The 18,169-nt window shown below is 52.7% G+C and carries 14 protein-coding genes and 1 tRNA gene; 11 read left to right on the top strand and 4 right to left on the bottom strand.

Annotation, left to right across the window (positions count from 1 at the left end):
- The first annotated feature begins 76 nt into the window (after nt 1-76).
- From LQ215_RS07620 to LQ215_RS07595, 6 genes are all read left to right on the top strand, one after another.
- Nucleotides 77-772 carry an ABC transporter permease gene (locus LQ215_RS07620; protein ID WP_057449165.1) on the top strand — a complete coding sequence of 232 codons (696 nt, stop codon included), beginning with the start codon at nt 77-79 and terminating at the stop codon, nt 770-772.
- Nucleotides 769-1,458, top strand: a complete 690-nt coding sequence (locus LQ215_RS07615) for an ABC transporter permease (protein ID WP_230148543.1) — start codon at nt 769-771, stop codon at nt 1,456-1,458. The genes LQ215_RS07620 and LQ215_RS07615 overlap by 4 nt, the downstream gene beginning before the upstream one ends.
- Nucleotides 1,439-2,671 (top strand): methyltransferase, encoded by a 1,233-nt coding sequence (locus tag LQ215_RS07610; protein ID WP_230148541.1) that lies wholly within the window; start codon nt 1,439-1,441, stop codon nt 2,669-2,671. Before LQ215_RS07615 ends, LQ215_RS07610 begins: the two co-directional genes overlap by 20 nt.
- A 331-nt stretch (nt 2,672-3,002) precedes the next feature.
- The gene (locus LQ215_RS07605; RefSeq protein WP_230148539.1) at nt 3,003-3,827 is read left to right on the top strand and encodes an FkbM family methyltransferase; all 825 of its coding nucleotides are present in this window, start codon (nt 3,003-3,005) and stop codon (nt 3,825-3,827) included.
- Between the two features lie 75 nt (nt 3,828-3,902).
- Nucleotides 3,903-3,978: transfer RNA gene (locus LQ215_RS07600), tRNA-Thr, on the top strand.
- Between the two features lie 172 nt (nt 3,979-4,150).
- The gene (locus LQ215_RS07595; RefSeq protein WP_095068254.1) at nt 4,151-5,470 is read left to right on the top strand and encodes a tyrosine-type recombinase/integrase; all 1,320 of its coding nucleotides are present in this window, start codon (nt 4,151-4,153) and stop codon (nt 5,468-5,470) included.
- A 31-nt stretch (nt 5,471-5,501) separates the two neighbouring features.
- On the opposite strand, the gene LQ215_RS07590 is transcribed toward LQ215_RS07595, so the two are convergent.
- Nucleotides 5,502-5,849 carry a hypothetical protein gene (locus tag LQ215_RS07590; protein ID WP_041475665.1) on the bottom strand — a complete coding sequence of 116 codons (348 nt, stop codon included), beginning with the start codon at nt 5,847-5,849 and terminating at the stop codon, nt 5,502-5,504.
- A gap of 1,110 nt (nt 5,850-6,959) precedes the next feature.
- On the opposite strand from LQ215_RS07590, the gene LQ215_RS07585 reads away from it, so the two are divergent.
- The 3 genes from LQ215_RS07585 (at nt 6,960) to drt3b (ending at nt 11,645) form a co-directional block, all read left to right on the top strand.
- Nucleotides 6,960-7,931, top strand: a complete 972-nt coding sequence (locus LQ215_RS07585) for an integrase domain-containing protein (protein WP_230148537.1) — start codon at nt 6,960-6,962, stop codon at nt 7,929-7,931.
- A 455-nt stretch (nt 7,932-8,386) separates the two neighbouring features.
- Nucleotides 8,387-9,721 carry an antiviral reverse transcriptase Drt3a gene (gene drt3a, locus LQ215_RS07575; protein WP_230148535.1) on the top strand — a complete coding sequence of 445 codons (1,335 nt, stop codon included), beginning with the start codon at nt 8,387-8,389 and terminating at the stop codon, nt 9,719-9,721.
- Entirely contained in the window at nt 9,714-11,645 is a 1,932-nt protein-coding gene (drt3b, locus tag LQ215_RS07570; RefSeq protein WP_230148533.1) for an antiviral reverse transcriptase Drt3b, read from the top strand. The genes drt3a and drt3b overlap by 8 nt, the downstream gene beginning before the upstream one ends.
- Before the next feature lie 258 nt (nt 11,646-11,903).
- Here the strand turns inward: drt3b and LQ215_RS07565 are convergent, their stop codons facing one another.
- From LQ215_RS07565 to LQ215_RS07555, 3 genes are all read right to left on the bottom strand, one after another.
- Nucleotides 11,904-14,174, bottom strand: coding sequence for a hypothetical protein (locus tag LQ215_RS07565; RefSeq protein WP_230148531.1), 2,271 nt, complete (start codon nt 14,172-14,174; stop codon nt 11,904-11,906).
- A 556-nt stretch (nt 14,175-14,730) separates the two neighbouring features.
- Entirely contained in the window at nt 14,731-15,156 is a 426-nt protein-coding gene (locus LQ215_RS07560) for a type II toxin-antitoxin system HicB family antitoxin (protein ID WP_230148529.1), read from the bottom strand.
- A 121-nt stretch (nt 15,157-15,277) separates the two neighbouring features.
- Entirely contained in the window at nt 15,278-15,475 is a 198-nt protein-coding gene (locus tag LQ215_RS07555) for a type II toxin-antitoxin system RelB/DinJ family antitoxin (protein WP_230148527.1), read from the bottom strand.
- A gap of 474 nt (nt 15,476-15,949) precedes the next feature.
- Here LQ215_RS07555 and LQ215_RS07550 point away from each other — a divergent pair, with 474 nt between their 5' ends.
- Together LQ215_RS07550 and LQ215_RS07545 are read left to right on the top strand one after the other, a co-directional pair.
- A complete protein-coding gene (locus LQ215_RS07550; protein WP_057449173.1) occupies nt 15,950-16,228 on the top strand; it encodes a DUF3077 domain-containing protein in 279 nt (92 codons plus the stop codon).
- Between the two features lie 228 nt (nt 16,229-16,456).
- Entirely contained in the window at nt 16,457-18,064 is a 1,608-nt protein-coding gene (locus LQ215_RS07545) for a methyl-accepting chemotaxis protein (protein ID WP_230148525.1), read from the top strand.
- The last annotated feature ends 105 nt before the right edge of the window (nt 18,065-18,169 follow it).

The raw sequence follows: 18,169 nt of genomic DNA, 5'->3' as shown, positions 1-18,169 counted from the left end.
CTGACGTGCCTGGCCGGCGCTGTTCCCTGGCAACGCCGGCCCTTAGCAAAGCCTGCCGCGATATGAACTCTTACCCATGATGATCGATCTCTACGGATTCGGCCCGGCGCTTGCCGCCGGCGCGCTGATGACCGTCAAACTGGCGCTCACGGCCCTCTGCCTGGGGCTGGTGCTCGGCCTGCTCGGCGCCTTGGCCAAGACCTCGCCGTACAAGCCGCTGCAATGGCTGGGCGGCACCTATTCGACACTGGTTCGCGGCATCCCGGAATTACTCTGGGTGCTGTTGATATATTTCGGCACCGTCAACCTGATGCGTGCCCTGGGTGAGTATTTCGGCAAACCCGACCTCGCCCTCGACGCCTTTGCCGCCGGGGTCATTGCCCTGGGCCTGTGCTTTGGCGCCTACGCCACGGAAGTGTTTCGCGGCGCGATCCTGGCGATTCCCAAGGGCCACCGCGAGGCTGGCGTTGCCCTGGGCCTGTCGAAGTGGCGGATCTTCACCCGGTTGATCATGCCGCAGATGTGGCGCATCGCCCTGCCCGGCCTGGGCAACCTGTTCATGATCCTGATGAAGGACACCGCGCTGGTCTCGGTGATCGGCCTGGAAGAGATCATGCGCCATGCGCAAATCGGCGTGACCGTGTCCAAGCAACCGTTCACCTTCTATATGGTCGCAGCCTTCATGTACCTGGGCCTGACGGTGTTCGCCATGATCGGCATGCACTTGCTGGAACGACGCGCCGCCCGTGGATTTACCAGGAGCACCCAATGAACTGGGACGTCATCATCAAGTGGCTGCCGAAGCTGGCCCAGGGCGCGACACTGACCTTGGAGCTGGTGGCCATCGCCGTGATCGCCGGGCTGCTACTGGCGATTCCGCTGGGCATCGCCCGCTCTTCGCGCCTGTGGTACGTACGGGCGTTGCCCTACGCCTACATCTTCTTTTTCCGTGGCACGCCGCTGCTGGTGCAACTGTTTTTGGTCTACTACGGCCTGGCGCAGTTCGATGCCGTGCGCAGCAGTGCAATGTGGCCGTACCTGCGGGACCCGTTCTGGTGCGCCACGGCCACCATGACCCTGCACACCGCCGCCTACATCGCCGAAATCCTGCGCGGTGCAATCCAGGCCATCCCCCGTGGCGAGATCGAAGCCGCGCGGGCCCTGGGCATGTCGCGGCCAAAGGCGCTGCTCTACATCACGCTGCCTCGCGCCGCGCGCATCGGCCTGCCGGCCTACAGCAACGAAGTGATCCTGATGCTCAAGGCCAGTGCCCTGGCGAGCACCGTGACCTTGCTGGAACTCACCGGCATGGCGCGTACCATCATTGCCCGGACCTATATGCCGGTGGAGATCTTCTTCGCGGCCGGCATGTTCTACCTGTTGATGTCCTTCGTCCTGGTGCAAGGTTTCAAGCAATTGGAACGCTGGTTGCGCGTCGATGCCTGCCAAGGTCGGTGAAAGCGACATTCTGACGGGCGAGGCCTTGCTCGCCCGCTTCACGGCGCTGGATACTTTTCTCACAGCGCACCAGGCACTGTGGAAACCGCGTCCGTTCACCCATCTGCAACTGCCTTGGGAAACGTCCCACCCGGAATTGTCCCAATGGCTACGCCAGCGTTCGCTGGAAGCGGCAGAAAACGACCATCATCAGCCGTGGTTGATGGAGGAAGCGCCAGCGCCCTTCCCCGAATTGGCCGCTATCTCCCGTGCATTGAGCGCTGTCGCAGAATTGCCGGCCAGCACGCTTGAAGCACCAAGCCATCGCCTCAACGTCGACGTACCCGGGCGCAAGTGGCAGCAGATCGAAGCCTTCGCCAGCCGCCTGCACTTCACCACCCAACCGACCCATTGGCTGGATTGGTGCGCCGGCAAAGGCCACCTCGGTCGACGCCTGCTGCACGGTGAGCAGCAACTGACCTGCCTGGAATACGACCCCGCACTGGTCGCCAGCGGCCAACAATTGAGCCAGCGCCATCACCTGCCCGCCACGCACCGGCAACAAGACGTGCTGGCGGCGGACGCCGCCCAGACGCTCCACCCCGGACACACGCCTGTGGCCCTGCACGCCTGCGGCGACCTGCATGTGCGCTTGATCCACCTGGCCAGCGCTGCGGGTTGTGCACAACTGGCGATCGCGCCGTGCTGTTACAACCGCATCAACACCGAGCGTTATCAAGCACTGTCCGACGCCGCCAAGGGCTCTGTCCTACAGCTGTCGCTCGATGATCTCAGCCTGCCGCTGACCGAAACCGTCACCGCTGGCGCGCGCGTCAGGAGACAACGGGACCGATCCATGGCCCGGCGCCTGGGCTTCGACCTGCTGCAACGACAAATCAGAGGGCGCGACGACTACTTGCCCACTCCCTCGCTGCCCAGCGCCTGGCTGGAAAAATCCTTCACCCAATACTGCATCGATCTGGCAGCCCTCAAAGACTTATCCACAGTCGGCGTGCCGGATTGGGTCGCCTTGGAAGCCGCGGGCCATCAGCGTCTGGCCGAGGTGCGCAACCTGGAGTTGTTGCGAGGCCTTTTCCGCCGACCATTGGAGCTTTGGCTGGTGCTGGATCGGGCGCTGTTCCTCAGTCAAAAAGGCTACGAGGTTCGTCTTGGCACCTTCTGCGAAACACCGCTGACGCCGCGCAATCTGCTGTTGCTGGCAGAGCGTTGCTGAGACGAAACACCCTGTGGATAACTCTGTTGATGAAATAAACCTGGATCCAAGAAATTCGCGATTTCCTGACCGATTCAACATTGGTCATTTTTTGTTCACATGGATAAAAAACCATGAAAACAGCAATTTGCGACGAAACGCGAAAGCGGTCACAAAATTGCAAGGTTCCGTCGACCTCATCCTGCCCGTTGTGCATAAGCGCATAAGCAAAACGACATAACCGCCGAATTCAGTGCTGCCCCGCGCCAATAATTGCGTCCACCGCGCCCGTGCTATACAACAGCCCAACGTATCGTGATTGACACAATGCCGACACACTCAAGGACTGGCCGTGACGTTCATTTCCTACGCACAGAATTTCGAAGACATACGCCTGTGGCGCGCCCTTCAATCGGTGGAAAACGGCTTTTACCTCGACGTCGGCGCCAACCATCCGACCGATGATTCGGTCACCCGAGCGTTCTACGACCGCGGCTGGCGCGGTATCAACATCGAACCGGTGCCGGCCTACTACGACGCCCTCTGCCAACAACGCCCCCACGACATCAACCTGCAATGCGTGGCCGGCGAAAACGCCGACAGCCTGACCTTCTACACCATCGCTGACACAGGCCTTTCCACAGCAGAGGCCAGCGTCGCCCAACAACACCGCGACGCCGGCATGGACGTGCGCGACCAGACCGTCCAGTCCCGCACCCTGGCCTCCATCTGCGAGCAATACGCCCAGGACCGCCCCATCCACTTCCTGAAAATCGACGTCGAAGGCCACGAAGAAACCGTGCTGCGCGGCATGGACTTCAGCCGCTGGCGCCCCTGGATCATCCTCATCGAAACCCCATGGGCCCGCGACCAGACCTGGGAAGCCCTGGTGACCGACGCCGGCTACCATTCCATCCTGTTCGACGGCATCAACACCTACTACCTCGCCGAAGAACACCTGGCCCTCAAACCCGCCTTCGACATCCCACCGTGCAACCTCGACGGCTTCCAACTCTGCAAAGGCCACAAATTCAGCCACCCCATCGACGACGCAGACCAACAGCTCAGCGCCGCCCTGCAACGGGCTGAACAGGCCGAAGCCCAACTCCAGGCCATGCAAAACAGTCGTGCGTGGCGAGCCTTGCAGAAAATGCGCGCCCTGCTGCGCCGCGCTTGAGCATGGGTCGTGCAAAAATAGTCAGAATTCAGGGGTTTACAGAACGCACCCAATCGCTATAATCGTCGCCCACACGCCGGTATAGCTCAGTTGGTAGAGCAACTGACTTGTAATCAGTAGGTCCCGGGTTCGACTCCTGGTGCCGGCACCATACAAGGTTCCAGAGAAGGCTTTCAAAATCTCTGAAACCCCCGAAAAACCCGCCTTTTGGCGGGTTTTTTCGTTTTGGCGTTCCGTCGGATTCCGGTGAATCCTTGTGGATTCCAACCGGTTTAAGGGTAGAGTTGGGGGTAAAGGTCACTTCGATAAAAGGGAGTACCCTTATGTCGCGCACCACTGCTCCACTCTCTGATTCGGCTTGCCGCTCAGCCAAGCCCACCGACCGCGCCTACAAGCTTTTCGACGGCGACGGCCTCTACCTTCTAGTCCAACCCAATGGCCGCAAAGGCTGGCGGCTCCGTTACGTCAAACCTGATGGACGGGAAGGACTGACCTCGTTCGGCAACTACCCTGTCATTGGCCTCGCCGATGCGCGCCGCAAGCGCTTGGAGATCAAGCGAATGCTGGCGGATGGCATTGATCCCATAGAGACCAAGCACCAAGCCAAGGCGGAAGCCGTGATCAAAGGCAGAACCTTTGAAAGCGTTGCGCTGGACTGGCACACGGAAATGTCGGCCAAGTGGGCTCCAGGCCACTCCAAGACTGTGATGAGCCGCCTCAAAACCCACGTGTTGCCGCTGATCGGCGCCCGCGCCATTGTCGAATTAGACACCCATGACCTAATGCAGCCCTTGGAAGCAATCAAGAAGCGCGGAACGATAGACGTTGCTTTAAGGGTACAAAACTACCTGCAGAGCATCATGCGCGAGGCAAAACGCCTCCGGCTTATCACCGCAAACCCTGCTTACGACCTCGAAGGCTTGATCAAAGCCCCGCGGGTGGTACATCGCCCCGCTCTACCCTTATCGCGACTGCCGGAACTACAGGAGCGGATCGACACCTATAAAGGCCGGGCACTTACTCGTCTGACGGTGATGCTGTCGCTGCATGTGTTTGTACGCTCCAGCGAGCTGCGTTTCGCACGCTGGAGCGAGTTCGACCTAAAGCGCGGCACCTGGGAAATCCCAGACACTCGGCCAGCGCTGGAGGGAGTACCCTTTTCCACAAGGGGTACGAAGATGGCCGGGGACATCCACCTTGTACCCTTATCGCCGCAAGCTGTGGCCTTGCTTGAACAGATCCACGCCCTCACCGGTAAATTCGACCTGGTGTTTGCAGGCGATGCCAAGCCCTGGAAACCCATGTCCGAAAATACCGTGAACAACGCGCTACGGACGATGGGATACGACACCAAAACTGATATCTGCGGACATGGGTTTCGTTCGATGGCCTGCAGCGCACTGATCGAGTCAGGATTGTGGTCGGAGACAGCCATTGAACGGCAGATGAGTCACAAGGAGCGCAACAACGTCCGCGCCGCTTACATCCACAAGGCCGAGTTCATTGAGGAGCGCAGGCTGATCATGAACTGGTGGAGCCGGTACCTGGAAGCCAACCGTGAAGAGCATGTCACTCCGCATGAGTTCGCTAATCAGATTGGGGCGAATGTTACCCGGATAAAGGTGAAGCGGATCAATGATTGAATCCGCCACCCAGGTCACTGAGACAGTCCTGCTATGGGAGGATGCCTAAAACCTCAGGCGTCAAGATCTGAAGCCCAATCCCAGACAACAGACTTGTGCCCAACACGAAGAGAGCTACTTTCAACACCAAACGAATACCACCGCCGAACCCTTTATGACGCAACAAATAGCTGGCAACAATCTTCCTGTAACCATCGCCGTGGCTAAACGCATAGATGATTGCTACCGCGAAGACAAACCATGCAGCGCGCTCGGGATGAGGCATTGTGATTATCGTCAACGCCAAACCGACACAAACAAAACCAATGCTATTAACCTTCTTGAAATAGCTCTTGGCGATGGCTTCATCTTCATCGTCCAGAAAGAAATTCGGTCTCATTGATATGCTCCTTTTGAGATCACAGTGCCGATCACCATGTCATCCAGTCACAGATTAAGAACTCCCTCTGACCGTTTCCACCCGAAGCAGGCGCATTTCTCCCGCAAATCGACAGGAGCATGTCACCCCCCACGAATTCACGAACCAGACCGGACCGAACGTCACTCGCTTAAAAGCAAAACGTGGCGCAACTGAGTTAGCGCTCGGTCTTCATATCTCAGTGATCCGCTTGGCCAAGCAGGTCCATCCAAACAGGGCTGCAAAGCCGCCCTGTTTGGATGGACCTCACTTAAAAATCTAAAGCCCACGCAACTGTCTGTGGAAAACCACAGATTTCCACCGGTGGATAATTTCATCCACAGCCGCAGAATCCCCTACAATTCGAGCCTTGACCCAAATTATCCACAGGCGTAGAAAAGATCGGGCAAAGCGCTGTCGTTGACAGCAACCCAGGTAGCCAGAACCTTTAAGGCTACGCCACACCGTGGTGGTTCTCCCAAAGTGCGATTAGCGTCCGGCGGCTCGCACGGTCACAGCGATGTGATGGATGCCTACTTTTACCAGTGTGCCCACTGCGGCAACTCATCCCCTTTCATAGCTGCCCTGCAGCAACCTATCCGCTTGGCCATTCCCGTGCGCCAACCTGCGCCCGTCTCTTTCTCCCGGAAAGAGACGGGCGCTCCTACCACTGCTGCAGCCCAACTCGTACAAGGCTTTGCGGCATTTCCCCTCGTGACAATCGGCGTGACAAACACCGAAAAGTCACCAGCAACAGCGATACCGATGATGGTGCCGCAGCCCACGGAATGGACTGCACCTGACTGACAGTCAGGCATGCCCCGGTCATCGCTTCACTGCCTTCACCCGACTCAGGATCTCGCGGCACTGGCCTCGTCAGCCAGCGCAGCCTCCACCCGCCCACTTCCCCGGAAGTGTTCAGGAGGCCAGATCATGAGATGCCCAAGTTCCCGGTCGTAAGGAGCCGCCAGTCCCGCGTTAGTGGACAACCCTCACAGGTCGCAGGGGCCTTGATCCCTGATAACACTCAACATTCGTGGCGGGATGACGTGGGGAAGGTTTTACAAGTGTGGCTTCGAGAGGAGTTTGGTCATGGCATTGGTCGGTAGACGGGGTGGGCGTAATTTTGGCTATGGTCGGCAATTGAGTTACGCCGGACCGCAGGCGTTGCAGGACATGTTTGGCGGCGGACATTACGGGACCGTCAAAGCGCACAGTGATCGTTGGCAGGCATTCGTGCGCTGGTGTCGCTCAGACGACGGACCAGGACTCAACGATGCACGGCAGATAGATCGCCAGATCTTGTCGGATTACGCGGCGCATCTGCATCATTTGGTCGAGCGCGGCGACCTCGCGATCGCCACCGCAAAAAATCGATTGTCCAGCGTCAACCGAACCATGGCAGCGCTTCGCGGTGATCAGTACGTGAAAGTGCAGAGTCCGAGCAAGGCGTTGGAAATGCAGCGCACCACCATCCGCATGACAGTTCCACAAGGCCAGGATCGCGAACACGTGATGCGCATCGTCGATGCACTCCGCGAACAGTATCCCCGTGCCGCCGCCATCGTGCAGTTGGCACGCGCCACCGGCATGCGTTTGCGCGAGGCCATCTTGGCCGACCTTCCCCGTCTAAAACGTGAAGCTGAGCAATTCGGCAAGATCAACATCCAGGACGGCACCAAAGGTGGCCGTTCAGGCGCGTCAGCACCTCGTTGGCTTACGGTAGATGATCATATTCGTGACGCACTGAGGTTTACCGAACAGGTCTCGCCCGACGGTAGCCGCAACCTGCTTGCACCGAACGAACGCTACATCGATTTCCAGCAGGGAATCGTCCGACCCGCCCGAGATATCCTCCATACGCACAAACTCAAAGGATTCCACGAACTGCGCGCAGCCTATGCGTGCGAACGCTATGAGCAGATCACCCACCACCTAGCGCCCATCAACGGAGGCAGGTGCCTCCAGCACCACCGATCTCTTGATGCGGAAGCCCGAGCACAAATCAGCTATGAGCTTGGGCACAGTCGCATCGATGTGGTCCGTGCGTATATCGGTGGCTGAAGATGGCAAATCCTTTCGATATGGAGGTATTTTTGAACGGCGTGCTCTCCGGATCTCATACGACCCGTCGGCGCCACCTTCGTCAGGCTGTGACTATTCAAACCGCAATTTCTAATCGCTGGAAACGTAACAATCCATGGACATGGCAGCAAAAACATCTTGCATGGTTTATGGACCAGGAGTTACGAGATCGTGCAGAGCCAACACGATATTACTTCTGGCTCACTGTCCAGTTGATCGTCTTACGGCTTGGCAAGTCATGGTTCGGATCTAAGCCATCAAGACGTGAAAATTAAGTCCTCTTTCTGTCTGTCTAGACAGTCAAGCGAGGACTATAGACGCAGCGGCAGCATCTCTGATAGCTTCTGCTGAAGCCGCCATATCAGAATCAAGTCGCATAGTAAATTGTATTTAGCCTTTCAAATTTCAATTTGCGCTGCTATTCAGGGAAGACTATGAACTCGCCTACTCAGGATTTCACAGCAAAAAACCTAAACTGGATGCGAAAGCGTAGAAAACAATTCGGGCTAACCCCTGATAACAATGATCATCTGGAAACCAACGATGAATGGTCTAAATATCTGATTTCTCTGGAGCTACGCATTGCCCAGAATCAAATGAACTTCATAAAACTCAGCACATTCGTAACTAAGAAAAGTAAAAAAAAGAGAACAACTGTCAGGACTAAAAGCCTAGACGAAGCGTTAACCTTAAGAAAAATAAATGACAATTTAAGACGCGCATATCATATAAAGAGCCCGAGTAGAGACAACATCGTAAAACTAGTCATCCAAGCTCTCAGAGATCCTTCTCCAAAAACAGTCTACAGGTTAGATATCAGATCATGTTTCGAGAGCATTCATAGAACCAGCTTAATGAACAAAATAGCCAGAGATGGCCATGTATCATTCCAAACACTGCAGCTTCTAGACAATTTTTTCTCTCATGCCTATTCAATAAAACCCGAATTAAAGAAAAGCGGACTACCTAGAGGTGTAATTATCACCAGCACCTTAGCTGAAATATATCTAAATCAGCTAGACCTAGAGCTTAGAAATATTACTGGAGTTTATCTCGCCGTTAGGTATGTTGACGACATTGTAATATTTGCAACCTGCGACGAAGTCACGCTTAAGCGAGAAGTGCAAAGCTGCTTATCAAAATATCGACTTAAAACCAATGAATCAAAAAGTAATATTTTCAGTATAAAATGCACTTGCAGTGATATTTGTGGCCATCCAGAAAAATGTCCATGCGAACGCTCTTGCAAGTGTGCAAAATCTGACAGCTCACTTGTGTCTCCGGCTCCGGAATACCTCGGATACAAAATACTAATTGGCAAACGGAATGATGAAAAAGAAAACAAAATAACTCTCCTGCTCTCGGATAGCAAGATATCTAAACTCAAGCAGAAGATTTTCTTGTCTCTACAAGACTTTAAGTCCAACAAGAATATAAATCTATTAAAAAATAGGCTTTCATATTTAACTGGAAACCAACTACTTCCAAGCGATCCAAGCCGAAGAGGACTATATACTGGGCTAGCCTACACGCATTCGCTCTACAGCCATGATGATTCTCAGGAAGCGACCTCAAGTAATTCGCTATCTACACTTGATACTTTTTTTTCAAATCTCGCGAGGCCTGCATTGCGTAGACTGGGGATATCAAAAGAAGAGACAAACGCAATAACAAAGTACTCGTTCGTATCAGGTTTCATCAAACGGCGCAGAACCAAATTTAGTGCCAGAGATGTGATAGAAATAACTAGGTGCTGGAATCATGTCTAAAAAAATAAAGAAAATTAAAGACAGAGACTGTGCGCGGATGCTTCTGACAGACGTCCTACCCTATGAATTACCTCTGTATTTTACAAATGAAAAACTTTATAAATTCGCAAAATCCAACACAAATCAGACACCACTAATATCAAAAATCTTATCAACAAAAGGGGAGACCATTCCTGCAAGTTTAAAGATTGGTAAAATCGACCAAAAAACCAGAACGCTATCTATCATTCATCCTGCGACCCAGCTTAGGGCTAGCGAATTTTACCGAAAGTATGACATTTACATATCCCACCTTTGTACTAGAAGCGCGTACTCCCTAAGACATCCTTACCGAGTCGCATCAAAATTCTATGACAGTCGTTATATAGATGAATCCTTGAATGAATTTGCACCGGAACTGGTCGAAGGATCTTTTGAGCCAGAAAAACCATATGCATCAACTTATTTTTCGTACAAAACATATGCTCAAATTTATAAATTTTTCTCGTCACGCGAGTACGAACTATTAGAGCAAGAATACAAATACATGGTTCAATTAGACATTGCAAAATGCTTTTCATCTATCTACACCCACTCTATTGCCTGGAGCATGAGGGGGAAAACTTTTGCCAAAGATAATCGAGGATTAGAATTCTTCGAGAGCGAATTCGACAAACTCGTAGGAAACTTCAACTGGGGCGAGACTAACGGAATAATTATAGGCCCGGAAATTTGTAGAATATTTGCGGAAATCATACTTCAAAGCGTAGACATCGCAATCTCTAAAAAAGTCCAGTCAAAAACTACGATAAAACGTTACGTTGACGATTATTTTATTTTTTCAAATGACCTTGAAGACCTCCAAACAATCGAACGAGTGATAGCTGAAGAGCTGGAAAAATATAATCTTTATTTGAATGAAAGCAAGAAAAAAATTATTGAGCGCCCGCTAATAACAAATCTAACTATCGCCAGAAATAAGATCCAAACTGAAGTTCTAGACTTCATTAATCTTTTCAAATCTGCTTTAGGTTCTGTTCAGACAGAAGCTGAACAATCGAAAGCGATAGGAGAGTTGAAAAAACAATCACGAAAAATCATCACGGAGATTAGATCTGTAGCACGAACCAACCAAGTAAAATACGCCGACTTAGCATCCCCTGCTCTAGCAATTATTGCAAGAAAAATGAATACCATTCGATACCGCTCAAAACCAAGTCCAGGCGAGACGTCCGTAATCTCCACCAAATTTGAGTCGACATTTCAAGCAGTCTTAACAGTTTCAGAGTTTCTTTATCTAATGGATATCAGGGCCGCCACTTCCAATAAAATGGCCAGGATTTTTCTAGAGTTGGACGAATTAGCTAGAAGTGTTGGGCTTGCTCGTCCAGCATTTGAGTCTCAAATTCTCGATATCACCCGTAAGGCGATAATAGAGTCAAAGAAGCATGCAAGCACTGCAGACGTATTAAACATCGCCGTAGCCGCTGATTCCATCTGCTCAGACAAACAAAAGCTAACAAAAATCGATTTGCAGGTGCTTTTTAGCGTAACGGATGAAAATAGCAGTTCGATGAACGACTATTTTTCTATAATAGCAGCATTATATTTTTCAAAAAACAGACGAGATCTACGCCCGATAAAGCAGGCAGCAATAAAAAGCGCCGACCATATCATAATGAATAACGCAGCACGCCTAAACAAAAATACCGACGCATTTATGCTGTTCGTGGATATAATCGGCTGCCCATATATAGACGAGGCGGACAGAGCAGCACTTTACAATAACGTGCATAAAATCAGTCAGGGGCGGCTACTCAGTCAAGGGGATGCATTGGGGCAAGCTCGGCTGCTTTCAAAAAGCAATGGATTTACCGTTTGGCAAGGGGTCTCATCTTTACGATCTTTGTTAGCGAAAAAAGACTTGCGCCCTGCTTATGAATAAAGTTAATGTAATTATAGTCAAAGTGAGAAGGGAAGCGTCTTAGCTTTCACAGTAATGCATAGCTTTCGGCGGCCTCTGTCCTGTAACAGGATTGCGTCGGTATGCTAAGAGCGAGCCTCATGGGCAGATGATTAGGCGTTCATCAAAAGCTAACGAGGCGTTTTTAGATTTCCAGAACGCTCACACACACAAACTTCTCTTTTCACTTTGACCCTCTCACAAAGCCGCCTCGACTAGCACTCCATAACTCCCCAGTGATTAATTAACAGGTGGAGTAGCGACCATCAGAAACTGATAGGGTCTAGTCCACTCCTCAATCATACGCCCCACAACAACACATCGCTTCTTCCCACCGTCCTCAAGAACATTACTAGCAATCTCCGAAACCGATTCATTTCGCCGCTCTGAAATAGCTTTTGGATACACGTAAAAAACCACACTTGCTTCTCGGTGCGCTGGCGGCTCGATAATCATCGATGATAGGTGATAAGGATCTTGGTAGTTTTTTTGAACACTTATTTTAAGATTTTCCAACTCTTTGAAGAGCTGAGTTTGTTGCCCAAAATCACCGATTCTAAGCATATCAATAACCATAGTGGTCCAAGCTTCAACACCCTTCCGCTGTATTTCTAATACGATACGCTCAAGATGCGGATGCAGCTTAACTTTTGGTTTTCGGACTCGAACGCCTGCGTCTGCGCTATTATAAAAGTGATCGACCGAACGAGACATACCAACTATAGCCACGCAAGTATCCTCGCTTTCAAGGACTGCGGAATTGAAGCCTGTTTCAAGATAAAGGCCGAGATAGTCCATCTCATCCCCCATCATTTGCGTAGACTTTTGAATTCGTTCACGCTCTGCAAAATAATGAAGGAAGTATGCTGGCTCGTTAAGAATTTCGGCAACACATGCTAGGTCAGCAATATTTAGAGTAGGAGCCAAGGGGAGATCCTCTGGCACCCATCCAGCACGTTTTAACTCCGCCTCAGCACTGCAAATTACCGAAAAGTCATCGAGCGTTACAGAGATACGAATAATGGTGTCTACTTTTTCAGCGACCAAACCCAGTTGTGCTGTGAGTTTTAAAGCATCAGCATCACCTGACTTTGCCTTCCACAAGATTTGCTCGAGACGATGCGATTGCTCCGCGGGTTCGACGATAAGATCTCGCACATGCCGTTTCACTCGATCAGGGGCACCACGTAAACCTTGGGGAGTAAGAGCCGCAGATTTTGCTTCAACAATAAGTATCGCACGGTCGACTTGGCCAAGAAAATCTGTTTCAAATCTATCTTGACCTACTATCCATTTGGCATTTAACGCAAACTTAATGGTCGGAAAGACACCCTCGATTACATCCTTAATTTTCTCCTCTAGATAAATTGCTCGGCGCTTTTTCAGTTTTTCTAGCAAGCCTGCGTCGTCTAACAATGATCTCATCACAGCGTGGATATTACTGAATATGACTTGCGGAACTGGAAAGAAAAATCCACCTGCGATATTAATTCCCGGCGCAATCCACGTTGGATTACTGAGAAAGAAATTAGGAATATTTTCCCGATCAAGATCCCCCGGCATTAGAGAAAGACGGTTCAGAATGAGCAAAACAACATCTTCTGATCGCTTCGTCAGCTCTGCAATTTTTTCTACTTCGACACTCGCTAATGATGGTAAAACCATGTCGGAGTGTGCTTGTAGAATTCCAGCCACACCTATCAGATCAATATCTTTCGGCAAACCTTTAAGAAACTCTGAAGGGTTTCCTTCTACATAAGGATAAATAGCGAAGTACCGCTTAACTAATTTTTCCTTTGTTTTCGATCTAAATATCTTTTGAAGAAGCTGCATCCTCTTACTTGAGCGTTCCTCCAAACGCTTCAAGATTGCAACCGACACGTCGATAAGATCAGTAGCGCTAAACCCAAAAAACTTTTTTACATCCTGATCTAGAGGACTATATAGTTCCTTTGATATCTTGGAAACAGCAGCGAAATAACCCCAATTCCTTACAAATTGCGTATGAGCTCTTAGCCGCTCTTGGAGCATGAGTATTGTCTGCTGGGAGGCGTCTCGTTCCTCCACCATCGAAAGAAATCGACGATGAATGAACGCGTCAGCAAGAGCCTTCACATTCTCAACCACCTTTTGAATTTCCAACGGTTTCGCTGGTCTCTGTCCCCATTCACCGTGTGGAATAGTAAGTGCCAATGCCTGGAGGATTTCCACATGGTGCTGTTGGACGTCCGGCATCATAGACTCTCGCGATACTCCCTCGTCTCCAACCTGCACCTGAAGGCCGTAAGCGCTAAGCATTGCAATAATATGCGGCGGATATGAGGCTCTAAACTGTGACAACAACGAATCACAGAGTTCGGGGAACCTCTCTTGACTCTTTTCACCCTCTGCAATTAACGCCGCTTTCAGGACATCCCTGTCAATGTCGTTTAGGGGATGAGAAAATAAACCAAATTCATCAGAGGCGTCGGACAAACTGCTTCCGCTCTCTAAACTCTTAGACCTGTCCATTTGTCTCATCCACTCGCTTAAAAATTGACATTTTAGCGCGGGGACAATTTCCAACGCGCTCAGCGCTTATTCTAATCTTCAGGGTACACTTTGGGGTAGAGGCTGTGTAACACACCTAAAATCACATTAAATAACAAATAGTTATCTGTCGGTTCGACTCTTGGTGCCGCACCATACAAAACGAAGCCCTCGCAGAAATGCGAGGGCTTTGTTGTTTCTGGGGTGTTCACTTTTTATCCGCCCCCCCTGAAAAACCTGCGGGAGCGAGCTTGCTCGCGATGAGGCCGTCAAAGCCACCGACAATTTTTCGGCCAAGACGACGGGCAGCCTTTCCTGGACCAGCTCAACCAAACAGCATCTTTTGCCAGAGGTTGGCAAATCTTTGCGCGGCCCAAATGCCGACGCAAGGCCCGTCGGTGGGAGATAAGTACTTTCTCAGTAAATTTTTCTTGGCTGCAGAATTTCTTCAAGGCCTATCAACAGCAGTGCCCAGGTACAAAAAAGCCCCCGACAGCGGTGTTGTGGGGGCTTTTCACCAGCGATCAGCCACTGGGGCTTAGGCTGCTTCCACTGAAAGCGAGAGTCGGCGACCGAGTTGTTCCAAGGCGCGCTCGACGTTCTCGATCTTGGAGTGGTGCAAGAAGTCGACCAGACGATCTACTTGAGGTCTTTGTACGTCCAGGCGGCGCGCCAGCTCGGCTTTGCTCATTCCAGACTCCAGAAGCGCATTCCACAGCCCAACCTTGGCTGCAGTCAGAGTGGGTAGGCGGAGCACGAAATGGCCTGTCTGCCCACCTGGTTTACCGGCAGGAATTGCCCGACGTTCATCGACGTAGATGGACAGTGCTGTCTCGATCGCATCAAGGGCGCCGTCCAAGGCTTCTTCGAGATTATCGCCGGCGGCGTGCATTTCCGGAATTTCCGCGCACGACAGCCAGACGCAGCCTGGCTCCTCGTGAATGTCCAACGCATATTCAAACATGCCGCTTCTCCTCTGCCTCAACTACCGATACAGCTAGACCTCAACATCTCATTGGAAGACACCCTTCCGCCTGTGTCCGGGTCCGTACAGACTGTGTCATTCCTGCCCACCGAACTCAGGGCTATAGATCATTCATAGAAACTTTAACTCGTTGTGGGGCCGCAAGCCGCTCTCGCACCTTACGAATCAAGGCCGCATCATCGCTCATCAGGGCCGACTTAAAGGGCAATTGGCCCCGCTTAGCCAGCGCTTCCGACTCTGTCATTTGACGTTCAGGGTCGAATGCGTCCTGCCGAAATTCCTCATATTCATCATCCATTGGAAATTTCCTCCAATCACTTATCTTCGCGCGTCGACAGCTCGGCATTTCCACTGCGAGGCAAATTATTGCCCATCCATAAAATTACCTAAACCTCACCCGCCAGCATCGCGCCACGATTGCAGCCTCCCCCATCGCCAGCTACTCTCCAACTGTCGCTGCCAATTCAGCGACCGGGCCTGAGAACCCGAGTAAGATGCAGGCGCTACAGCGCCCGAACCACGTTTTGCGGCGTTTTTTCATGTCCGCATTCCGTGCAATGGCGGCTGTGCGTGGGAGACCTTCGGGTCTGCCGGGTTCCTGTATCTCCGGTTTCTCAGCCTGCGCACAGCTGCCACCCATTCGCCTGAGAACGAACGTGGCAGCTCTCACTTGATATGGGAGTTTATCGATGCATGCCATGGATCTGCTGCAGTCTCGCTTTATCGCTTTGCTAGTCACCACCCGCCGCCAATTGGTAAACGGAGGTGCGCAATGACCCATCCCAAAGACCTCAAAACCCCAGGCTTAACCCCCTTCTCCTACCACTCCGACCGCCCGCTATTCCGCGTCAACAGCGGCATCCCCATTGGCGAAGCCCTGTCCCACGCTTCCGACCTGCTCCACGTTGCCAAGGTCCTGGCCGAGGATGCGGCGATGATTCGTAGCACGGATCGGTATGCCTGGGCGTCGTGTTATTTGCAGGATATGAGCAAGGCCGTCATCGATGACGTGGTGAAGGTGCTGGAGGCGCCGGGAAGTAATCCGGCTTAAGGGTCGCAAACCAATGCTGCTCACGAACGGGGCAGCATTGGATTTTATCTGCCGAAGCAACCTAAAGAAGGGCTGCTTCGCACCCCAGCGGGAGCAAGCTCCCTCGCCACAGGCTCATCTAATTCTTCCCTGCGCCGATAGCCTCGAATAAGAACATGGCCTGTCCCAGGACTCTGCTGGCACTCGACTACACTTCCCAGAATTCCCCCGCTCCAGGAGCAGTACGCGATGAAAATCCGCACCAAGGTCATAGGCTCGGGGTTGGTCAGCCTTTCTTTCGCGCTGTTGCTTGGCGGTATCGGGTTGTGGGGTTATCACTCCATGACCGAGGCCCTGGTGCAGAACGAGACCAGTATTTCGGCCATGCGCAAGCACATGGAGGCGGACATGATGCATGACGCCATACGTGCCGATGTGTTGGCTGCATTGCTGGTGGCGCCGGGGGACACTCAGGCGGCCAAGGAGGTGACGGAGGCATTCGATGAGCATACGCAGCGGATGCGCAAGGTCATCGCCGAAAACGCCGAAGCCAAGCTGCCCAAGGATGTCGCCCAGGCGATCATCGAGTTGAAACCACAAGTCGAAACCTACATCGATAAAGCCAAGCAAGTCATTGGCAAGGCGCTGAGTGGTGCGCAGGATGGCCATGCGTTGCGGGCGGAGTTCGACAAGGCGTTTTCAGCGCTGGAGGAACGCAACGAGGCAGTGAGCGAGTTGATCGAGAACCAAGCGCAGTCGTCCCGCGAGTATCAGGACAGCAGCATTCAAACCTCGCAAACCTGGCTGATCGTTACCTTGTTGGCCACTTGTGTGGCACTGGCACTGTTGTCGTGGAACCTGCTCAAGGCGGTGCTGACGCCGCTGAACAAAATCATCCTCAATACCCAGGCGATTTCCCAAGGGGATTTGCAGCGCTCGATGGGGGCTCAAAGCAAGGATGAGCTGGGTCAGTTACAAGGTGTGATCGAGCAGATGCAGACCAATCTGCGGCAGATGATCGCCACGATCCGCGGCCAGAGCGATGAGTTGCATGGCACGTCTCGGAATTTGGGCGATACGGCGCGGCAGATTGTGTCCAGCGCCGATCAGCAAGCCCATAGCGCGACGAGCATGGCAGCGAGCATGGAACAGATGATGGCGAACATCAGCCAGATCCATCAGCACGCCGACAGCGCCCGCACGATCTCGGCGCAGTCCGAGCAGCTGGCGAGCAGCGGTGGCCAGGTGATTCTCGGGGTGGTGGAAGGCATGAACCGGATCGCCGAGGTGGTCAACCAGTCGTCCAGCAAGATCACGGCACTGGACGCGTCGTCCGAAGACATTCACTCCATTATCCAAGTGATCAAGAGCATCGCCGAACAGACCAACTTGCTGGCCCTCAACGCCGCCATCGAAGCCGCCCGTGCCGGTGAGGCGGGGCGTGGTTTTGCGGTGGTGGCCGATGAGGTGCGCAACCTGGCGGCGCGCACCACGCAGTCCACCCAGGAAATCACCGCGATGATCGAGCGCATCCAGTCCAGCGCCCGGGACGCGGTGGCGAATATGCAGGCGTGCGTCAGCCGCGTGGACGAAGGCGTCAACCTGGCCCAGCAGGCCGGGGTGTCCATCAGCGAAATCCGCACCGGTGCCCGGCATGCCGCCGAAGTGGTGGAGGAAATATCCCAGACCATTGCCGAGCAATCCAAGGCCAGCGATGAAATGGCCCAGCGGGTGGAGTCGATTGCCGAGCAGTCCCGTGAGAACACCCGTTCGATTCACACCCTGACGCAAACGGCGGATCAATTGAACAACGCGGCGGGGTCGATGCAGGCTTCGGTGCAGCAATTCAAGATTTGATCAGCCGGCGCTTTTGTGGCGAGGGAGCTTGCTCCCGCTGGCTGCACAGCAGCATCTGGTTTCAATAATCGCGAATTATTGAAAATTATGGCTGGGCAATAATTA

Origin of the sequence: Pseudomonas brassicacearum (genome assembly GCF_918698105.1) — a bacterium.
Taxonomy (GTDB): Bacteria; Pseudomonadota; Gammaproteobacteria; order Pseudomonadales; family Pseudomonadaceae; genus Aquipseudomonas; species Aquipseudomonas brassicacearum_F.
Note: the sequence above shows the minus strand (reverse complement) of the source record. Positions and strands in the feature narration are given on the sequence as shown.

Coding starts and splice junctions, on each gene's coding strand:
- LQ215_RS07620 (WP_057449165.1), top strand. CDS start 77: ATGATGATCGATCTCTACGGATTCGGCCCGGCGCTTGCCGCCGGCGCG.
- LQ215_RS07615 (WP_230148543.1), top strand. CDS start 769: ATGAACTGGGACGTCATCATCAAGTGGCTGCCGAAGCTGGCCCAGGGC.
- LQ215_RS07610 (WP_230148541.1), top strand. CDS start 1,439: ATGCCTGCCAAGGTCGGTGAAAGCGACATTCTGACGGGCGAGGCCTTG.
- LQ215_RS07595 (WP_095068254.1), top strand. CDS start 4,151: ATGTCGCGCACCACTGCTCCACTCTCTGATTCGGCTTGCCGCTCAGCC.
- LQ215_RS07590 (WP_041475665.1), bottom strand. CDS start 5,849: ATGAGACCGAATTTCTTTCTGGACGATGAAGATGAAGCCATCGCCAAG.
- LQ215_RS07585 (WP_230148537.1), top strand. CDS start 6,960: ATGGCATTGGTCGGTAGACGGGGTGGGCGTAATTTTGGCTATGGTCGG.
- drt3a (WP_230148535.1), top strand. CDS start 8,387: ATGAACTCGCCTACTCAGGATTTCACAGCAAAAAACCTAAACTGGATG.
- drt3b (WP_230148533.1), top strand. CDS start 9,714: ATGTCTAAAAAAATAAAGAAAATTAAAGACAGAGACTGTGCGCGGATG.
- LQ215_RS07565 (WP_230148531.1), bottom strand. CDS start 14,174: ATGGACAGGTCTAAGAGTTTAGAGAGCGGAAGCAGTTTGTCCGACGCC.
- LQ215_RS07560 (WP_230148529.1), bottom strand. CDS start 15,156: ATGTTTGAATATGCGTTGGACATTCACGAGGAGCCAGGCTGCGTCTGG.
- LQ215_RS07555 (WP_230148527.1), bottom strand. CDS start 15,475: ATGGATGATGAATATGAGGAATTTCGGCAGGACGCATTCGACCCTGAA.
- LQ215_RS07550 (WP_057449173.1), top strand. CDS start 15,950: ATGACCCATCCCAAAGACCTCAAAACCCCAGGCTTAACCCCCTTCTCC.
- LQ215_RS07545 (WP_230148525.1), top strand. CDS start 16,457: ATGAAAATCCGCACCAAGGTCATAGGCTCGGGGTTGGTCAGCCTTTCT.